General features: G+C 39.8%; 15 protein-coding genes and 1 tRNA gene. 15 read left to right on the forward strand and 1 reads right to left on the reverse strand.

The genetic code is table 11. The features are described from left to right. Positions 1–105 precede the first annotated feature (105 nt). The 6 genes from ACFSTH_RS07440 to ACFSTH_RS07465 all read left to right on the forward strand — a co-directional run bounded on the left by ACFSTH_RS07440 (position 106) and on the right by ACFSTH_RS07465 (position 7024). On the forward strand, positions 106–2448 hold the full coding sequence (locus ACFSTH_RS07440; RefSeq protein ID WP_377772741.1) for a glycoside hydrolase family 3 N-terminal domain-containing protein: 2343 nt from the start codon (positions 106–108) through the stop codon (positions 2446–2448). 205 nt (positions 2449–2653) lie between these two features. Further along, complete coding sequence (gene rph / locus ACFSTH_RS07445) at positions 2654–3406, forward strand: ribonuclease PH (protein WP_377772739.1); 753 nt, start codon at positions 2654–2656, stop codon at positions 3404–3406. After that, positions 3403–4074: an RdgB/HAM1 family non-canonical purine NTP pyrophosphatase gene (gene rdgB, locus ACFSTH_RS07450; protein ID WP_377772737.1), complete on the forward strand. Its 672-nt coding sequence runs from the start codon at positions 3403–3405 to the stop codon at positions 4072–4074. Before rph ends, rdgB begins: the two co-directional genes overlap by 4 nt. Before the next feature lie 69 nt (positions 4075–4143). Further along, positions 4144–4479: a hypothetical protein gene (locus tag ACFSTH_RS07455; RefSeq protein WP_377772735.1), complete on the forward strand. Its 336-nt coding sequence runs from the start codon at positions 4144–4146 to the stop codon at positions 4477–4479. Positions 4480–4676: 197 nt separating this feature from the next. Next, positions 4677–6155, forward strand: a complete 1479-nt coding sequence (locus tag ACFSTH_RS07460; RefSeq protein WP_377772733.1) for an alpha-L-fucosidase — start codon at positions 4677–4679, stop codon at positions 6153–6155. Positions 6156–6733: 578 nt separating this feature from the next. Beyond that, positions 6734–7024, forward strand: a complete 291-nt coding sequence (locus ACFSTH_RS07465; protein WP_377772731.1) for a phosphatidylinositol kinase — start codon at positions 6734–6736, stop codon at positions 7022–7024. Between the two features lie 223 nt (positions 7025–7247). Here ACFSTH_RS07465 and ACFSTH_RS07470 read toward each other — a convergent pair. Next, positions 7248–7324 (reverse strand) — tRNA-Arg (locus tag ACFSTH_RS07470). Between the two features lie 299 nt (positions 7325–7623). Here ACFSTH_RS07470 and ACFSTH_RS07475 point away from each other — a divergent pair. The 9 genes from ACFSTH_RS07475 to ACFSTH_RS07515 all read left to right on the forward strand — a co-directional run bounded on the left by ACFSTH_RS07475 (position 7624) and on the right by ACFSTH_RS07515 (position 19049). Further along, entirely contained in the window at positions 7624–8574 is a 951-nt protein-coding gene (locus ACFSTH_RS07475; RefSeq protein WP_377772729.1) for a hypothetical protein, read from the forward strand. A 105-nt stretch (positions 8575–8679) separates the two neighbouring features. After that, a complete protein-coding gene (tig, locus tag ACFSTH_RS07480) occupies positions 8680–9972 on the forward strand; it encodes a trigger factor (RefSeq protein WP_377772727.1) in 1293 nt (430 codons plus the stop codon). Between the two features lie 234 nt (positions 9973–10206). Further along, a complete protein-coding gene (gene clpP / locus ACFSTH_RS07485) occupies positions 10207–10797 on the forward strand; it encodes an ATP-dependent Clp endopeptidase proteolytic subunit ClpP (RefSeq protein ID WP_377772725.1) in 591 nt (196 codons plus the stop codon). A 34-nt stretch (positions 10798–10831) separates the two neighbouring features. Further along, on the forward strand, positions 10832–12088 hold the full coding sequence (clpX, locus tag ACFSTH_RS07490) for an ATP-dependent protease ATP-binding subunit ClpX (RefSeq protein ID WP_377772723.1): 1257 nt from the start codon (positions 10832–10834) through the stop codon (positions 12086–12088). A gap of 100 nt (positions 12089–12188) precedes the next feature. Then, positions 12189–13298 carry a flavodoxin-dependent (E)-4-hydroxy-3-methylbut-2-enyl-diphosphate synthase gene (ispG, locus tag ACFSTH_RS07495; RefSeq protein WP_377772721.1) on the forward strand — a complete coding sequence of 370 codons (1110 nt, stop codon included), beginning with the start codon at positions 12189–12191 and terminating at the stop codon, positions 13296–13298. Positions 13299–13464: 166 nt separating this feature from the next. Next, the gene (gene lonB, locus ACFSTH_RS07500; protein WP_377772719.1) at positions 13465–15168 is read left to right on the forward strand and encodes an ATP-dependent protease LonB; all 1704 of its coding nucleotides are present in this window, start codon (positions 13465–13467) and stop codon (positions 15166–15168) included. A gap of 85 nt (positions 15169–15253) precedes the next feature. Then, positions 15254–17587: an endopeptidase La gene (lon, locus tag ACFSTH_RS07505; protein ID WP_377772717.1), complete on the forward strand. Its 2334-nt coding sequence runs from the start codon at positions 15254–15256 to the stop codon at positions 17585–17587. Between the two features lie 72 nt (positions 17588–17659). After that, on the forward strand, positions 17660–18265 hold the full coding sequence (gene yihA / locus ACFSTH_RS07510) for a ribosome biogenesis GTP-binding protein YihA/YsxC (RefSeq protein WP_377772715.1): 606 nt from the start codon (positions 17660–17662) through the stop codon (positions 18263–18265). Between the two features lie 193 nt (positions 18266–18458). After that, on the forward strand, positions 18459–19049 hold the full coding sequence (locus tag ACFSTH_RS07515; protein ID WP_377772713.1) for a non-ribosomal peptide synthetase module: 591 nt from the start codon (positions 18459–18461) through the stop codon (positions 19047–19049). Positions 19050–19170 lie beyond the last annotated feature (121 nt).

The following is a 19170-nucleotide window of genomic DNA, read 5'->3' on the forward strand; positions in this document are numbered from 1 at the left end:
TTCATGAAAAGTTTGTTGATTCATTAAACTAATTCGGTTAAGATGAGGTGGAGAAGCTAGAAATATACTGTCTAGACAGCTACTATATTTTTTAGGAGTGATAATATGGAACGTTACAAACAAAAAGAAGCACCTATTCAAGAGAGAGTAGAAGATCTATTAGCTAGAATGACGCTGGAAGAAAAAGTAGGGCAGTTAAATCAAAAAATGTATGGTTGGAATGCTTATAAAAAAGTAGGAAAAGATGAGTTTAAGCTTACAGATGCATTTGAAGAGGAAGTAAACAAGTGGGGCGGTATGGGCGCATTATACGGTTTGTTTCGCGCAGATCCATGGTCGCAAGTTACGTATGAAAACGGTATTAATGCTCGTAATAGTGCTAAAATGGCGAATGCGGTGCAGCGCTATATGATTGAAAATACAAGACTTGGTATTCCTGTGCTGCTATCAGAAGAAACGCCACATGGGCATCAAGCGCTTGATGGTACGTTGATACCGACTAATATCGGCACCGGTTCAACTTGGAACCCGAAACTAGCTGAGCAAGCTTATGAACAAATTGCAGCAGAAATACGTTCTCGTGGTGCGCATCTCGGCTTAATCTCTACGTTGGATATTTTGCGTGATCCGAGGTGGGGCAGATCAGAAGAGTGCTTTAGTGAAGATCCTTATTTGGCTGCACAGTTTACGACAGCTGCTGTTAACGGTTTGCAAGGTGAACTACAAGAGCGACAATTAGCCGATGGGACAAGCGATAGTGACGGATATTTGCCAAATGATCGTATTGCAGCAGTTTTAAAACATTTTAGTGGACAAGGTTCTGGTCAAGGTGGTATTAATGCTTTTCCAGCGCCGATCGGTGAGCGTGAATTACGTGACATTCATCTGCCTGGGATGGAAGCAGGTACGAAAGCGGGAGCGCTAGGCTGTATGGCAGCGTACAACGAAATTGATGGTGTCCCATGTCATGCAAATAAAAAACTACTAACAGATATATTGCGGGATGAGTGGGGTTATGAAGGAATCGTTATGGCGGATGGTGTAGCGATTGATCGTTTGCAAACGATGGCACCGAGCTATGAAGGAGCTGCTGCTCTTGCACTAACTGCTGGAGTCGATTTGAGCTTGTGGGATACTGCTTTTACAACACTTGATCAAGCGGTTCATCAGAACAAAGTTAGTATGGATTACATTGATCGTGCTGTGCGCCGTATACTCGCACTAAAATTTCGTCTTGGTTTATTCGATAATCCTTACACTTCAGAGGAGCAGTATGAAGCTACAGCAAGTAAGTCGACACTGCATGAGCTGAACGTACAATTAGCACGTGAAAGTGCTGTACTTGTCAAAAATGAACAACAGACATTGCCAATCGCATCTTCCGTCAAGAAAATAGCTGTTATTGGTCCGAATGCTAATAATATTTATCATCAACTTGGTGATTATACAGCCATTCAAGCGGAGGAGTCTGGCACAACGATATTGCAGGGAATCAAGCAGATAGCTGGTAATCAATTCGATGTAAACTATGCACCTGGCTGTACGGTTCGTGGTGCTGCTACCGCTGAATTTGACGAAGCAGTAACTTTAGCAAGCAAGTCTGATCTAGCTGTACTAGTGATGGGAGGAAGTAGCGCTCGTAATTTTGAGCTGCAATTTGATACAAACGGTGCAGTAATATCAGACAGTGCGCCACCGGAAGATATGGATTGCGGCGAAGGTGTTGATTTGGCTGATCTATCGCTTGGTGGTGTGCAGACTGATTTAATCAAAGCGATTGCTGCTACTGGAACAAAAGTAGTGCTTGTATTAATACAAGGTCGTCCACACGCAATTGCCGATGTCGAGCCTTACTGTTCAGCTATATTGGTTGGTTGGTATCCAGGACCAGAAGGCGGGAAAGCAATTGGTGAAATGTTGTTTGGTGAGGTAAATCCAAGTGGCAAATTGACTGTAACGATGCCAGTATCAGCAAGCGTCCTACCTGTTTACTATAATTTGAAAGATCAGCATCGTGTGCTTAAATATTTTAATAGTCAAAAAGCAATATTGTATCCTTTCGGTTATGGATTAAGCTACACAACTTTTGCCTACAGTCATTTGCAAGTAGAAAAAGCGGAGCTTTCTGTTGCGGAGTTAGAAGCAGGGAACAACTTCCGAGTTTCCATAGATGTAACGAACAGTGGGAACTACGCTGGAGCAGAAGTTGTCCAATTGTATACAAAGGATATGGAAGGTTCGGTTACTAGACGTGTAAAAGAGCTAAAAGGGTTTGAGAAGGTTTGGTTGGAGCCAGGAGAAACAAAGACGGTTACGTTTACGATTGCTGCGGAGCATTTGAAAATTTGGAATATCGACATGCAGCATATCATCGAACCGGGAAATGTGAACTTAATGGTTGGTTCTAACAGTTTAATTGAAGATGGAATTATGGTAACCATTTTATAAAGTTTTTTTGACTATACAAAGATAGTGCGATAATAAGGTGCGTTCAGCTAAATTTTAGCGAGAATGCACCTTATTTTGTGATACCTATAAGTAGTTGATTACAAAAAACAAGGCGTAATTGATGCAAATTCGTGCAATTGTATTCTATGTTTGTTAAAATGAAACCTGTTGTAGATGGATAGGTAACCGATGGAGGAGAAATAAAATGATTCGTTTGAATAATAGACAGTTAGATGAGCTACGCCCAGTTAAAATTACAGTTGATGTGAATAAGCATGCGGAAGGTTCGGTGCTCATTGAAGTTGGTGATACGAAGGTCATTTGTACAGCAACGGTGGAAGAGCGAGTACCTCCCTTTTTAAAAGGACAAGGCAAAGGCTGGATAACAGCGGAGTATGCTATGTTGCCACGAGCGACCCATACACGTAATCAAAGAGAAGCAAACAGAGGTAAATTGTCAGGAAGAACGATGGAAATTCAACGTCTAATCGGCAGAGCGCTTCGGTCTGTCGTTAACTTGGAAGCGTTAGGTGAGCGTACGATCACTTTGGACTGCGATGTGATTCAAGCAGATGGCGGAACGCGGACGACTGCTATAACTGGTGCGTTTGTTGCGTTAGCTATCGCTGTACATAAATTAAATGCTGCAAACGCATTTCGTGTGTATCCTATTACTGACTTTTTAGCTTCCACTAGCGTTGGTATAGTTGATGATACGTTAATGGTTGATTTGAATTATGAAGAGGATGTAAAAGCGGCAGTGGATATGAACGTTGTTTTAACCGGCGGTGGGCAATATGTAGAAGTGCAAGGAACGGGGGAAGAAGCGACATTCTCACGTCAACAGTTAAATGATTTGTTGCAGCTAGCAGAAGCAGGCATCGGTCAATTGATCGCTATTCAACGACAAACGTTGGGAGAACAAGCTGCTCGGATTGAAAGGACAGAGATGGCATGATAAATAATGGCAACGATCATTTATCGGCGAAGGCTACGAAGCGAACGATTGTAATAGCAACGAAAAATCGCGGCAAACTACTAGAATTTCAGCATGCATTAGCTGGACTGGATGTAGCTGTTGTAAGCTTGCTGGATTATCCAGCAATTGCTGATATTGAAGAAGATGGCGATACTTTTATAGCAAATGCAAGAAAAAAAGCGGAAACAGCTGCTAATCTACTCGGTGTACCTGTCTTAGCAGATGATTCTGGTTTATGTGTAACTGCACTAGGCGGAGCGCCTGGTATTTATTCTGCTCGCTACGCAGGCGAACCGGCTAATGATGCAGCTAACAATGAGAAGCTACTGCAACAATTGTTGCTGCAACCATCGGTTGAGCATACCGTTGTACGTGAGCAATATAAACTGCTAAGTAAAGCGCAATTTGTCTGTGTACTATCTTTATATGATCCTGCCGAGCGAAGATTTATTGAAGCAGAAGGAACAGTCGATGGCTATATATTGGATCAGCCATTAGGAACTTTTGGTTTTGGTTATGATCCTTTATTTTGGCTACCATCATTGGATAAATCTGTTGCAGAGCTTACACCTACGGAAAAACAATCGATTAGTCATCGTGGTCATGCATTAGAAAAGTTACTTCCACAACTCGAAAAGTTTATATAAGAAGTAGAATAATTCCTTGCCCTCCCTGGACATGCTAATGAGTAATATATGACGGTGGAGGGTGTAACGATGGAATGGAATGCTCAGCAGACAGACGACAGACAGCCTTACTACGTATCCGTACAAGCGATGCAGATTTTAGCAGATCCTAAAGCAGCTCCTTATGAATTAGAAATTGTAGCGTCGAGTGAAGAGGTATGGCAGATACAACAACTATTTGCTCAAATGGTTGCGGTGGATAATAGTAGTACCGCCTTTAGTTTAGTCTATATTTTTTCAGAGCATACGAATAGTGAAGTAGTTGCTGAACAAGATGATGTTATCCAGCGCATTTATCGAAAACTATACGAATGTGGTACCGCTGAGACGAAAGAACATATTGCAAAAATGGGAATACTTCATTAGAAAAAATCATGTGCCTCCTGCGTCTAGCGTTTGTAAGAAATTACAACGTTAGAAGTAGGAGGTTTTAATTAACAAGTTTATGTGAAAATCTTAACCTCTTTGAGTCAATCACTTGACGGGTGTTGTTAGGCGAGTGAGAATAGAAGCAAATAAGCATATTATTCTGAGCATCAATAACATCTGGGAGGTTAGTGAAGTTGAAAAAAGATAGGATAGAGCAATTTCAAACAACGATAGATCAGGGACCTTATTCAGCAAGTTGGGATTCGTTAGAAAATTATACGATACCAGAATGGTTTAAAGATGCGAAATTTGGGATATTTATTCATTGGGGTGTATATTCTGTTCCAGCGTTCGGCAGCGAATGGTACCCACGAAATATGTATATTGAAGGGCACAAAGTGTACGAGCATCACCGTCAGACTTATGGAGACCATGCAGAGTTCGGTTATAAAGATTTTATTCCGATGTTCAAGGCGGAGCGGTTTGATCCAGCGCAATGGGCTCAATTATTCCAAAAATCTGGAGCGAAATATGTCGTGCCAGTAGCAGAACATCACGATGGATTTCAAATGTATGACAGCGCTTTATCTAAATGGAATAGTGTGCAAATGGGACCGAATCGTGATATCGTAGGAGAATTATCCGAAGCTATTCGAGAAGTAGGGTTGAAGTTTGGTGTATCTAGTCACCGAGCAGAAAACTGGTTTTTTTATGATGGGGGACGACAATTTACATCAGACGTTCAATCAGGTAAGTGGGATGAGTTGTATGGACCGGCACAACCTGCCGCTCCATTTTGGCACGATTTATTAACAGGACCGCCAAGTGAAGCCTTTTTGCAAAATTGGTTAGCACGTACAGCCGAGTTAACAAGTAAGTATTCTCCTGACCTTGTTTGGTTCGACTGGTGGATTGAGCATTTATCTTTTAAACCTTATTTGAAGCAATTTTGGGCATATTACTATAACTTGGCTGCACAACAACAGAAAGAAGTTGTTATTAATTATAAATACGAAGCAGCACCGCTTCAGACTGCTGTACTAGACATTGAACGTGGTCAACTAGCTGGTACTCGCCAACTTGCTTGGCAAACGGATACGTCTATCGCTAAAAATTCTTGGTCTTATACCGAAAATAATGATTTTAAAACGACGGAAGAAATTGTTCAAGCATTAATTGACATTGTTAGTAAAAATGGAAACTTACTACTAAATATCGGCCCGAAAGCAGATGGAACGATTGCTAAAGAAGAAGAACAAGTATTGCTTGAAATCGGAAAATGGTTGGACATTCATGGCGAAGCAATCTTTGAATCTCGTCCATGGATCATTTATGGTGAGGGACCGAATAATCCACAAGCAGGATCGTTTACAGATACCGCTCATGCAGGCTTTACATCAGAAGATGTACGCTATACGGTGCGTGATAATTACCTATACGCTTCGGTTATGAAATGGCCAGCGAACGGACAAGTACGTTTGCCACTTCGTATTGTTCATGGTAGTCAGCGTAATGTATCTATCATGCCAGCTATTGAGCAAGTCGAGCTGCTAGGACATACAGGAGAATTAGAGTGGAAAGCGTCGGAAGTAGATGGATTAATCGTTACCGCATCCAATACAAATGATACATTAAATGCACTACCACGAGTATTGAAATTAAAAATAAAGTAATTGCTAAATCATTTAAAATGAAGCATAGTTGTTGCTACAAAAGCACATGTCCATTATGGACTTGTGCTTTTTTGTGTGCGCTTAGCATAGGCGCTATCTCTAGGGTTCAAGTCCCGAATGGTACATCAGACTGTCTAACAATTGATTGCTGGATATACTTTAATGCGTGAGTTTATGCAATTTTTCTCAAAGACACGTCGTGCGTATTCGATTTCGAATGAGTTTTATTTTTATCATTCCCTTAAATACTAGCTATCTACACAAGTATACCGACTTAACTTGGAATGTATGGATTTTTATACGAAAAAACATACAAACATTGGGATAATGGAGTGTAGAGAGAACGTTTGTACGAAATATCCTATAAAAGGAGCTTTAAAGCAGGTAGCCCGTGTGGATTTTATATGAAAAAACGTATAAACGTTGGGCTAATGGAGTGTAGAGTGGTCAAGTTCGTACGAAAAAACGTACAAACTTACAGTTTCATCAATTCTATAAATAGGCGAATGTTTAGAACAATTTGGGGTAATGACCATAGACTGTTATTAAGGTTTGTAATTACTATTAGGAGGTTCTTTATGGAAAATTATCAACAAATTTGTTGGAGTTGCATGAATCAGTATGTAGGTATTCAAACTACCGATGGTAACACCCATGATGGATTCATTGCACACGTAGATGGGGATTACGTCACACTTGCTATACCAACTAATGAAATGATGCAACGCTGGACAGGAATGCCTGCCGATGACGCAACCTACAGGCAGTTTGGATTCGCTCCTGGCTTTTTCCCACGCCGTAGATTTATGCATCGCCGTATTCCGTTCCCGCTAATATCCACTTTGTTTTTGCTACCGTTTTTTTTATAATCTGACTTGTGATATTGGACGACAATGCAGATTGGAGCAAGTACTTCATGTTTCATAGTTAAATGGCGATTGGAATTAATAAATGATAAGTTGGAAGAGTAAACGAAAGAGCCTTCTGCAACGATTGCAAGAAGGCTCCTTTAAGTGTAAAGTGCTTAGTATAAAGTAATACGTCTGTATAATGCAAAAAACCGCTCACCGGCGGTTATATTGAGTATAAAAATGGCCCACCCGGCAGGATTCGAACCTGCGACTCCACGCTTAGAAGGCGTGTGCTCTATCCAGCTGAGCTACGAGCGGAAAGTATGTAGCGCGGTAGTCATTTTTTTAATCAACTATCGGGCACAAGTAATACTATATCATGATTTATGAAGTTAATGCAAGTCTTTTTTGAAAAATAAATATCTGGTTTTATTAATGATAAAGTAGTGTAGATTATATATAGATGATGCATACTATTTTTAAAAATGGCAAGTACATGATATAATTTTATTGACGGACGACGTTATTCTAGAGACTAGCCCGAAGGCGGTGTTAGTATTTCAACTTCAGATGGAAGAAATACATTAACAAAAGATAATATTTATTTATTTCCTAATATGTTAGATCAATATCAGCTACAGCTTACTCGTTTGTTAGAAACGGAACGGTATGCTGAGGCGAAGCAATTGATTCGATTTTTGCTACAATGCAAAGGATTAGAAGAAACGCATTATGAAGAATGGAACAATTTACTGGATTGGTTAGAAATGGCATTTCCGTCTGCTACATACTCTGATTCACCGTGTAATGAAGAAAATTATAAACTTGAAGTACATACACGTAGCGAAGAGATAGATGAGCAAACTGCGAAATATTTGGAACAATTTGGTGCGGAATTGGATGATAGTGAAGGTGAGCTGAGAGAAAAATTAATACGTTCTATGCAGCTTGATCCAGTGGATGAAAACTTTGCTAATCAGATTGTATACATTATTAAAAACCATCCGGTATTAGAACAACAATTACTAGCATTAGAGCGAGCTGCTTATTTGGATGTACCACATATTGAGCAACATTTGGTAGAATGGTTAGAGCAAGAAAAAGTGCATCCAGTTTTACAATTTAAAACACTGCAATGTTTGAAACGAAGAAAACATGATCAAGTCATTACGATGGAGCGGATGAATGAAAAGGTGCAGTTGTCTGTTATGGACACACCACTTCAATTTGAGGAGTTTCCTCCATCCGTACAAACCATTTTACAGCAGACGCAGGAACAAGTAGAAGTTCAAGATGTAACACTACCTTATTTCGCCAAAGAATTATGGCGTGAATGTGTCGAGTTCTTGTATGGTACATCTTATTATAATCGCTTTATCATTGAACCGTTAGCTATACCATGTTTGGCAGCTGCTCTACATGAAATATTGTGTCTGACAGTATATGGAGAAGCTAATGAAACAGAGATAAGAGAGAGGTATCATATCGATGATTCTTTGCGATTTGGCTATGAACAAGCGGCTCGTTTGTTGCGACAAGTAACAATATTATTGCAAGATGATGAATAAGGTAAACTATTACCTTGAAAAGCTTGTCTATCTTGATTATAATGGAATGGTTTAAATGACGAGTAGATAGGCCAAGATATAGATTGTTGGAGGGGAAAGTATATAATGAAAGCAACATGGGAAAAAGTTGATACAAACCTTGTATCACTTGAAGTAGAAGTAGATGCTGAGAAAGTAGCTACAGCACTGGATCAAGCATTTAAAAAAGTAGTAAAAGAAGTGAACGTACCAGGATTCCGTAAGGGGAAAATACCTCGTTCACTGTTTGAATCACGCTTTGGTGTAGAGAGCTTGTATCAAGATGCTATTGATATTTTGTTACCAGAAGCATACACGCAAGCAATTCAAGAAAATGAACTACAGCCTGTAGATCGTCCTGAAATTGATGTAACACAAATCGCCAAAGGACAAACATTTAAATTTACAGCTAAAGTTACTGTGAAGCCTGAAGTGAAACTGGGCGAATACAAAGGGCTAGAAATAAAAGAAGGTTCTGCAGAAGTATCGGAAGAAGATATTGCTAAAGAATTAGAGTCATTGCAACAAAGACATGCAGAGCTAAACGTTGTGGAAGAAGGCGCTGTACAAAATGGTGACACTACAATAATTGACTTTGACGGCTATGTAGATGGTGAGCAATTTGAAGGTGGATATAGCGAGCGTTATTCTCTTGAGCTTGGTTCAGGTTCGTTTATTCCAGGTTTTGAAGAGCAAGTGGTTGGTATGGAGCTAGGGGAAATGAAAGATGTTACAGTAACGTTCCCAGAAGAATACCATGCACCAGAGCTTGCTGGTAAAGATGCAATATTTAAAGTTAAACTACACGAAATGAAACGCAAAACATTGCCTGCACTAGACGATGAGTTTGCAAAAGACGTTAGTGAGTTTGACACGTTTGAAGAGTACAAAGCTGATCTTGTAGCAAAAATGCAAGAGAACAAGCAAAAAGAAGTAGAGCAAGAGCGTGAAGTTGCTGTTGTAGAAGCGGCAACTGCAGCAGCAGAAGTTGAAATTCCTACAGCTATGGTTGATAGCGAAACTGATTTTATGTTGCAAGATTTCGAAAACCGCTTGCGTATGCAAGGAATGAACTTGGATCTATACTATCAATTTTCAGGACAAAGCGAGCAAGTGCTTCGCGATCAAATGAGAGCTGATGCAGAAAGAAGAGTTCGTAACAACCTAGTGCTAGATGCGATTGCTAAAGCGGAAGGCTTTGAAGTGACTGACGAAGAAGTTGAAACAGAACTTAACCGTTTGTCTGAACTTCACAATCGTCCTGTTGCAGAGTTACGTGAAATATTTGAGCGTAATGGCAACATGGAAAATATTAGCGAAGATGTATTATTAAGAAAAACAATCGCGTTTTTAGTGGAAAACAGCAAAATAGTTGCATAACTACTCATATTAAAATAGAATATTGGCAATACTTCAATATAGGGCGCGTGAATAACGTGCCTTATTTTGACCGTACATAAATACATAATTAGTTAGAAAGTAGCTCCTATATCATTTAATGCACATAACACTCCAGTAGCATAGCATATTATAGCTAATGGAAAATGACATTATTGTCAAGGCATGATACAATAAGGGAGCTACTCAAAGTCGAAAAGAAATGAGGTTGGTCGCATGAATCTTGTGCCGATAGTAGTCGAACAAACGAATCGTGGAGAACGTTCCTATGACATTTATTCTCGTTTGTTGAAGGATCGGATAATATTTCTCGGGAGCGCCATCGACGATGACGTTGCAAACTCTGTAATTGCTCAGCTGTTGTTTTTAACTGCGGATGATCCTGAAAAAGATATACATCTTTATATCAATTCACCTGGTGGTTCGGTAACAGCAGGTATGGGAATTTTTGATACGATGCAGTTTATTAAGCCAGACGTATCGACGATTTGTCTTGGTATGGCTGCAAGTATGGGATCGTTGCTTTTGACAGCAGGTGCAAAAGGGAAAAGATTCGCTCTTCCAAACGCAGAAGTAATGATACATCAACCACTCGGTGGTGTACGTGGGCAAGCAACAGACATAAAGATCCATGCAGATTGGATTTTGAAGACAAAACAAAAGTTGAATCAAATTTATGTAGATAGAACTGGTCAACCATACGAAAAAATTGACCGGGACACTGATCGTGATTATTTTATGAGTGCAGACGAAGCACTAGCATACGGTCTTATAGACAAAGTAATTACTGGATCAGAATTAAAATAAGAGATATAATTGTAGTGTGTAAAGGAGTGAGTACATGTTTAAATTCAACGACGAAAAAGGTCAGTTGAAGTGCTCGTTTTGTGGAAAACCACAGGAACAGGTACGTAAATTGGTTGCTGGTCCAGGTGTTTATATATGCGATGAATGTATAGAGCTGTGTACAGAAATCGTAGAAGAAGAATTAGGTACAGAAGAAGAATTAGATCTCAAAGAAATACCTAAGCCAATGGAAATCCGTTCGATATTAGATCAATATGTTATCGGTCAAGATTTTGCCAAAAAATCTCTATCCGTTGCCGTATATAATCATTACAAACGTATTAATTCGGGCAGTAAGATAGATGATGTAGAATTGCAAAAGAGTAATATTTTGTTACTTGGTCCGACCGGATCGGGTAAGACGTTATTAGCTCAAACGATGGCAAGAATTATCAATGTTCCGTTTGCTATCGCGGATGCTACTTCATTAACTGAAGCAGGTTATGTTGGTGAAGACGTTGAAAATATTTTGCTGAAGTTAATTCAAGCAGCAGATTATGATGTGGAAAAGGCTGAGCGAGGCATTATTTACATCGATGAAATTGATAAAGTAGCACGTAAGTCTGAAAATCCTTCGATCACTCGTGACGTTTCTGGTGAAGGTGTACAACAAGCGTTGCTTAAAATTTTAGAAGGAACTGTTGCATCTGTACCGCCTCAAGGTGGTCGGAAACATCCGCACCAAGAGTTTATTCAAATCGACACGACAAATATTTTATTTATTTGTGGTGGTGCTTTTGATGGCTTGGAGCAAATTATTAAACGTCGTGTTGGTAAAAAAATTATTGGATTTAATTCTAATCCAGAAACGCAAAGAGATTTAAAAGCGGGCGAGTACTTGTCGATGGTATTACCAGAAGACTTGTTGAGATTCGGCTTAATTCCGGAATTCGTTGGTCGTCTGCCAGTTATATCTACTTTAGAGCCGTTAGATGAGCCAGCATTAGTTCGTATACTTACAGAGCCGAAAAATGCTCTAATTAAGCAATATGAAAAATTGTTAGAAATGGATAACGTGAAGCTCGAATTTGAAGCAGATGCCCTTCAAGCGATTGCGAAAGAAGCAATTAAGCGGAATACTGGGGCACGTGGTTTGCGAGCCATTATTGAAGGCATTATGTTAGAAATAATGTACGAAGCTCCATCACGTGATGAAATGAGTCATTGTGTCATTACAGAGCAAACGGTGCATGAAAAAATAAAACCAGAACTAACGTTGGACAAAGACGACAAAAAGGAAGAAAGTGCCTAGTTGTGGTAAAATATTAAGTTAAAGTTATGCCACCCAGGAATTTGTTTTGGAGATATATTTTCCTGGGTGGACTTTGACGTTCAAGGGGAGAGGGAAACTAATGTACTTGCGTCAGAATACTGTACCTGTAAAAGTTGGCGATCTAACGATTGGCGGCAATAATGAAGTGATCATTCAAAGTATGTGTACAACGAAAACGGCAGACGTGGAAGCAACGGTCAACGAAATTTTGCGCCTAGAAGAAGCGGGCTGTCAAGTTGTACGGGTAACAGTAAACAACAAAGAAGCGGCAGCAGCGATCAAAGAAATTAAAAAACGCATTCATATTCCACTTGTAGCTGATATTCATTTTGATTATCGTCTCGCGCTTGCAGCTATCGAAAATGGTATTGACAAAGTTAGAATAAATCCCGGTAATATCGGTCGTCGTGACAAAATTGAACAAGTAGTACAAGCATGTAAAGAAAAGAACATTCCAATTCGAATTGGAGTGAACGCGGGTTCTTTGGAAAACCACCTTTTGGAAAAGTACGGTTACCCTACCGCTGATGCGATGGTAGAAAGTGCATTATTCCATATTGGTATTCTGGAAGAATTAGATTTTCACAATATTATTGTATCGCTCAAAGCTTCTGATGTACCAATGGCGATCGAAGCTTATACGAAAGCAGCGCAACAAATTAAATATCCATTACATTTAGGTATTACAGAATCAGGCACGTTGCATGCTGGTACAATTAAAAGCTCCGCAGGAATTGGTGCGTTACTTGCACTAGGTATAGGTAGCACGCTGCGAATTTCATTAAGTGCCGATCCGGTGGAAGAAATAAAAGTTGCACGTGAATTATTAAAAACATTCGGACTTATTTCTAATGCAGCAACTTTAGTTTCCTGTCCTACATGCGGCAGACTAGATATTGATTTATTTGCTATAGCCAATGAAGTAGAAGAATATATATCTAAAATCAAAGTACCGATTAAAGTATCGGTTCTAGGATGCGCTGTGAACGGTCCAGGAGAAGCTAGAGAAGCTGATATTGGCATCGCTGGAGCTAGAGGCGAAGGATTGCTGTTTCGCTATGGGGAAATGATTCGTAAAGTACCAGAGCTGGAACTTGTGAACGAGTTAAAAAAAGAAATTGATGAAATTGTTCGTGTCTTTGAAGCGACAGGAGAAATACCAGGGCGAAAACATCATACAACAGCTTAGTGCTTATTGTTATTAAAAATCATCCTAGTGGTGATTTTTCTTTTTTTTAAATCCATTATAAACGATTATTCCGATAGGCAAGAGGCAATACTGACTACCATATGTCATGCTCTCACATGAAAAATAAATGATAAAAGTGATGAGCCATTGGAAGGAGTCGGTATAGATGGATTTTGGAATGGTGTTAGTAGTTGTTCAGTTTTTCTTTGCAGTTGTTATTGGTTTATATTTTTGGAACTTGTTGCGCACACAAAAGTCGAATCGTTCGGCGGTTGATAAAGAGTCAAAAGTAGAGATGGAGCGGATGCGTAAGTTACGTTCGATTTCTTTAACTAAACCGTTATCGGAAAAAACAAGACCGCAGTCGTTAGATGATATTGTAGGGCAAAAAGATGGATTGAAAGCATTAAAAGCAGCGCTGTGCAGTAGTAATCCACAGCATGTTATTATTTATGGACCACCAGGTGTAGGGAAGACGGCAGCGGCTAGAGTCGTACTAGAAGAAGCGAAATTAAATCCAGTCTCTCCTTTTTTACATGATGCTAAGTTTACCGAAATTGATGCAACTACGGCGCGGTTTGATGAACGTGGCATTGCTGACCCACTAATTGGTTCTGTCCATGATCCGATATATCAAGGGGCAGGGGCGATGGGAGTAGCGGGAATTCCGCAGCCCAAACCAGGGGCAGTCACGAAAGCGCATGGTGGAATTTTATTTATTGATGAGATTGGTGAATTGCATCCGATTCAAATGAATAAAATGTTAAAAGTGTTGGAAGATCGCAAAGTGTTTTTGGAGAGTGCTTATTATAATTCAGAGGACAACCAAGTACCTGCATATATACACGACATATTTCAAAATGGATTGCCGGCTGACTTCCGTTTAGTTGGAGCGACAACACGTTCCCCGGAAGAAATACCACCAGCTATACGATCACGTTGTATGGAAATTTATTTTCGACCGTTGCTAGCTGATGAGATTGCGCAAATTGCCGAAAATGCCGTTAAGAAAATTAATTTTGTCGCATCACCTCAAGCGGTTAATGTTGTTACTAAGTTTGCGACAAACGGGCGAGAAACCGTTAATATTATTCAATTAGCAGCTGGACTTGCTATGACGGAAGGGCGCAATCAGCTTTTGCCGGAAGATATAGAATGGGTCGTAAATAGTAGTCAAATTCCACCACGTCCTGATCGCAAAATTCCAGCGAAGCCACAAATCGGTTTTGTAAATGGACTTGCTGTGTATGGTCCTAATATGGGTACGTTATTGGAAATTGAAGTCAGTGCCATTGCTGTTACTCCAGGACGAGGCACGTATATTATTACTGGTGTAGTAGATGAAGAAGAGTTAGGTGGCGGGTCACGTACATTACGTAGAAAAAGTATGGCCAAAGGTTCAATCGAAAATGTATTAACTGTACTGCGCAGATATGGATTAAGCCCGAGGGATTATGATTTGCATATTAATTTCCCAGGAGGTACACCGATTGACGGTCCATCCGCTGGTATTGCGATGGCGATTGCGATAACGTCGGCTATTAAAGGATTTCCTATTGATAACAAACTAGCGATGACAGGGGAACTAGGCATACATGGCAATGTAAAACCGGTAGGTGGGGTGCTGGCGAAAGTCGAGGCAGCAGTACAGGCTGGAGCTACTCACGTGATCGTTCCAAAAGAAAATTGGCAGGAAATATTTGCACATATACCAGGAATTGAAGTAATAGCTGCGGAACGTTTGGATGATGTGTTCGTAAAAACATTCCCGCTTGCTAATTTAGCAAATGAACAATTACCTTCATTTGCATCACAAGAGTTATTTCATCGATCACAACTGTCCTATTTGCAGGCGGAAACAACAGAGTGATACACTATACTAAGTTGTACGGTATACTATATTATAGTGAATATCATTGAAATTTGAAATTTCGAATGTTGAGGGGGTGCTGGACATGGCAGCTAATATAAGTAAAAAAATGCCGTTATTGCCGCTACGAGGCTTACTGGTTTATCCTAGTATGGTGATGCATTTGGATGTTGGAAGGGATAAATCAGTACGTGCACTCGAACGAGCGATGGTGGAAGATCATTTGATTTTGTTATGCTCACAATCAGAGGGGAACATTGAAGAACCGGCACAATCGGACATTTATAAAGTAGGAACCATTTCGAAAATAAGACAGATGTTAAAACTACCTAATGGCACGATTCGGATATTGATTGAAGGTGTAGCTAGAGCAAAGATTACAGAGTTTGTGAAAAATGAGCAGTTTTATGAAGTAATGGCTGAAGAGATGCCGGAACAAATGACAGAAAATCCTGAAGTAGATGCGTTGATGCGTTCGGTGTTGAAGCAGTTTGAACATTATGTATCTCTATCAAAAAAAGTAACGCCAGAAACATATGCAGCAGTATCGGATATTGATGAGCCCGGACGTTTGGCAGATGTCATTACTAGTCACCTCACGTTAAAAATAAGTGAAAAACAAGCTATTTTAGAATTGATCGATGTTAGAGAACGTCTTGAAAAATTGCTTGACTTATTACATAATGAACGAGAAGTTTTGGAATTAGAGCGTCAAATTGGGCAGCGTGTAAAGAAGCAAATGGAAAAAACGCAAAAAGAATATTATTTGCGTGAACAAATGAAAGCTATTCAAAAGGAATTGGGAGAAAAAGAAGGTAGAGCAGGCGAAGTCGAACAGTTACGAACGCAATTAGCCGAATCAGGAATGCCGGAAGAAATTGCTGAGAAAGTGGAAAAAGAGTTAGATCGACTAGAAAAGATGCCAGCAGCATCAGCCGAAGGCGGTATTATCCGTAATTACATTGACTGGCTGCTAGCGCTACCTTGGAGTAAACAAACAGAAGATGACCTTGATTTGGATCGATCGGAAGAAATTTTGGATGCAGACCATTTTGGGTTGGAGAAGCCAAAAGAACGTGTGTTAGAGTATTTGGCTGTTCAGCAATTAGTGAAGAAAATGAAGGGGCCTATCCTTTGTTTAGTTGGTCCACCCGGTGTAGGGAAAACGTCGTTAGCACGATCGATAGCTAAATCATTGAATCGTAAGTTTGTGCGAATTTCGCTTGGCGGTGTGCGGGATGAAGCAGAAATTAGAGGGCATCGACGGACATATGTAGGTGCTATGCCTGGGCGCATTATGCAAGGGATGAAAACGGCAGCTAGCTCGAATCCGGTCTTTTTACTTGATGAAATTGATAAAATGGCGATGGATTTTCGCGGTGATCCGGCAGCGGCTCTATTAGAAGTGCTTGATCCAGAGCAAAATCATACGTTCAGCGATCATTATATCGAAGTGCCTTTTGATTTATCTCATGTAATGTTTGTGACGACTGCTAATGCGATTCATCAAATTCCACGACCGTTGCTTGATCGCATGGAAGTGCTGCATATACCTGGATATACGGAATTAGAAAAACTGGAGATTGGACAACGGTTTCTATTACCGAAGCAACTAGAAGAACATGGATTGCAGCCGAATCAATTGCAAGTTACTCAAACTGTTCTCATGCAAATTATCCGTGATTATACACGTGAGTCTGGTGTGAGAAATTTAGAACAGCAAATTGCGGCAGTTTGCCGTAAAGCAGCAAAGAAAATAGTGCAATCTCAATCTCAGGATGAGATTATCGAAATAGAGTTGACGGAAACATTAATGAAAGATTGGCTGGGACCAGCGAAGTTTCGTTATAGTCTTGCTGAAGCAGAACACCAAATCGGAGCAGTTACTGGGCTTGCTTGGACAGAAGTAGGCGGAGATACTTTAGTTATCGAAGTTACTGTTATGCCAGGTGCAGGGAAGCTTACGCTTACGGGTCAATTAGGTGATGTGATGAAAGAATCGGCACAGGCAGCATTTAGCTACTTACGTTCGAGATCGAAAGAGCTTCATATTGATCCTTCATTTCATGAGAAAAATGATATTCACATTCATATACCAGCTGGTGCTATTCCAAAAGATGGACCTTCTGCCGGTATTACGATGGCGACAGCACTTGTATCTGCACTTACTAACCGTTATGTTAATAAAGAAGTAGCGATGACGGGAGAGATTACGCTTCGTGGTCGAGTTTTACCGATTGGCGGATTGAAAGAAAAGTCGTTAGCAGCACATCGAGCAGGTATTAAGAAAGTATTGTTGCCAAAAGATAATGAGCGAGATTTAATTGATATACCAGATAGTGTACGTGATGAACTGGAGTTTATCGTAGTTAGTCAGATGGATGAAGTGTTAGAGCATGCATTACTACCAGAAAACTAATGCTATACGTGTTATCATCAATCGTATATAGTCTGTAATTTTGAAGCTATGCTTGGGAGAGAAGGCATAAAAATGAAAATATTAGATGCGAGTTTTGTGATCAGTGCAGTAAGATCAGAACAATATCCAACCGATGGATTACCAGAAATTGCATTGGCAGGGCGAAGTAATGTGGGGAAATCTTCTTTGATTAATAAGATGATGTTGCGCAAAAACTTAGCTCGAGCTAGTTCACAGCCAGGAAAAACACAACAGTTAAATTATTATTTAGTTAATAATGAAATTTATTTGGTTGATTTTCCTGGTTACGGTTATGCGAAAGTGTCGAAAGCAAGAAGAGAGCAGTTTGGGCAAATGGTCGAATCATACGTCCGAGAACGAGAAGTATTGCGATTGCAACTACTCGTCGTAGACGTACGGCATGATCCTACAAAAGATGATCAATTAATGTATGAATGGTTGAAGCACTATGATATTCCGATGGTTGTAGTAGCGACGAAGGCAGATAAAATTCCTCGCTCTCGCTGGGATAAGCATTTGAAGGCGATTCGAACGACATTACAGATGGGTGCATCAGATAAAGTCGTATTGTTCTCTTCAGAAACAGGTCAAGGTCGAGATGAACTTTGGTCGATTATTTATGAGAGTATATCAGCTTCATCGCACAAGACGAACTAATTATATGTAAAATTAGAGCATACTGTATTCTTTACAGAGTAGGTGCGTTAATTTTCCGATTTTTTAGCGTATTTGGCTAAATTTCAGCTCTAGCTAGCAGGACAATATCCGAACAATGACGTATAATATATAGTATAGAAGATCCATGGTTGATACTGGACCTGTAAACAGGTCAAGAATTGAGGAGATTTATATGGCTAAACGGCTAGCCACAGAATATGTATTTGCTAAGTTACAGCTAAGTCATGAAGAACTGTCTAAGTTTATCCTTTTTATGGAAGGACAACAATTACAACTGCACGTTATGGTGTTGGAAAACGGCAATCAGCAGCTAGTCGTACAAGATACGATTGGCAAGGAGGAAATCCGTTTAACCTTTGAGCGTAATGCACATACTTATGTGTGTGAATTAACGTGTCGAATTGTCAAACCAAAACTTACTAATGCAATGCGTAAAGCTATTTCGGTCTTTAAAGGAACAGCGACAGTCAATCGAATCTACAGCCACTATACGATGATCTATCATTATAAAGAAGGTTTCGTTCGGAAAATTGTTGAGCAAACAAGTAATAGTGAACGGATAATATTTGAACATAAAGATATACTAAACAATCTAGAACGGACCTATGAAAGTAGATTGGTTGAACGAGAAATTCGTTTGATCTATACTGCTATTGATGAATTGCTTGATTTACGCAACCAAACGACGCAGCAGAAAGAATTACATGATATTGATCAGCGGCTTTCAGCGCTACAACATAAGTTGTTTGTTTTTGAAGCTTAATCATTTTGATCGTTTACATGTGACATCATTTAGGTGAAATATATTACTAATTTTAAGAAGCATTTTTCATAAAAAGAATCGCACAAGCGATTCTTTTTGCGTATGATTATCATACAGTTGC

This window comes from Paenibacillus yanchengensis (assembly GCF_042684845.1).
Lineage (GTDB): Bacteria > Bacillota > Bacilli > Paenibacillales > Paenibacillaceae > Pristimantibacillus > Pristimantibacillus yanchengensis.

Bases quoted from the DNA above. Each gene is read 5' to 3' on its own strand.
- rdgB (WP_377772737.1), top strand. From the start codon at position 3,403: ATGATAAATAATGGCAACGATCATTTATCGGCGAAGGCTACGAAGCGA.
- ACFSTH_RS07455 (WP_377772735.1), top strand. From the start codon at position 4,144: ATGGAATGGAATGCTCAGCAGACAGACGACAGACAGCCTTACTACGTA.
- ACFSTH_RS07515 (WP_377772713.1), top strand. From the start codon at position 18,459: ATGGCTAAACGGCTAGCCACAGAATATGTATTTGCTAAGTTACAGCTA.
- clpP (WP_377772725.1), top strand. From the start codon at position 10,207: ATGAATCTTGTGCCGATAGTAGTCGAACAAACGAATCGTGGAGAACGT.
- tig (WP_377772727.1), top strand. From the start codon at position 8,680: ATGAAAGCAACATGGGAAAAAGTTGATACAAACCTTGTATCACTTGAA.
- ACFSTH_RS07440 (WP_377772741.1), top strand. From the start codon at position 106: ATGGAACGTTACAAACAAAAAGAAGCACCTATTCAAGAGAGAGTAGAA.
- lon (WP_377772717.1), top strand. From the start codon at position 15,254: ATGGCAGCTAATATAAGTAAAAAAATGCCGTTATTGCCGCTACGAGGC.
- ACFSTH_RS07475 (WP_377772729.1), top strand. From the start codon at position 7,624: ATGTTAGATCAATATCAGCTACAGCTTACTCGTTTGTTAGAAACGGAA.
- clpX (WP_377772723.1), top strand. From the start codon at position 10,832: ATGTTTAAATTCAACGACGAAAAAGGTCAGTTGAAGTGCTCGTTTTGT.
- rph (WP_377772739.1), top strand. From the start codon at position 2,654: ATGATTCGTTTGAATAATAGACAGTTAGATGAGCTACGCCCAGTTAAA.
- yihA (WP_377772715.1), top strand. From the start codon at position 17,660: ATGAAAATATTAGATGCGAGTTTTGTGATCAGTGCAGTAAGATCAGAA.
- lonB (WP_377772719.1), top strand. From the start codon at position 13,465: ATGGATTTTGGAATGGTGTTAGTAGTTGTTCAGTTTTTCTTTGCAGTT.
- ispG (WP_377772721.1), top strand. From the start codon at position 12,189: ATGTACTTGCGTCAGAATACTGTACCTGTAAAAGTTGGCGATCTAACG.
- ACFSTH_RS07465 (WP_377772731.1), top strand. From the start codon at position 6,734: ATGGAAAATTATCAACAAATTTGTTGGAGTTGCATGAATCAGTATGTA.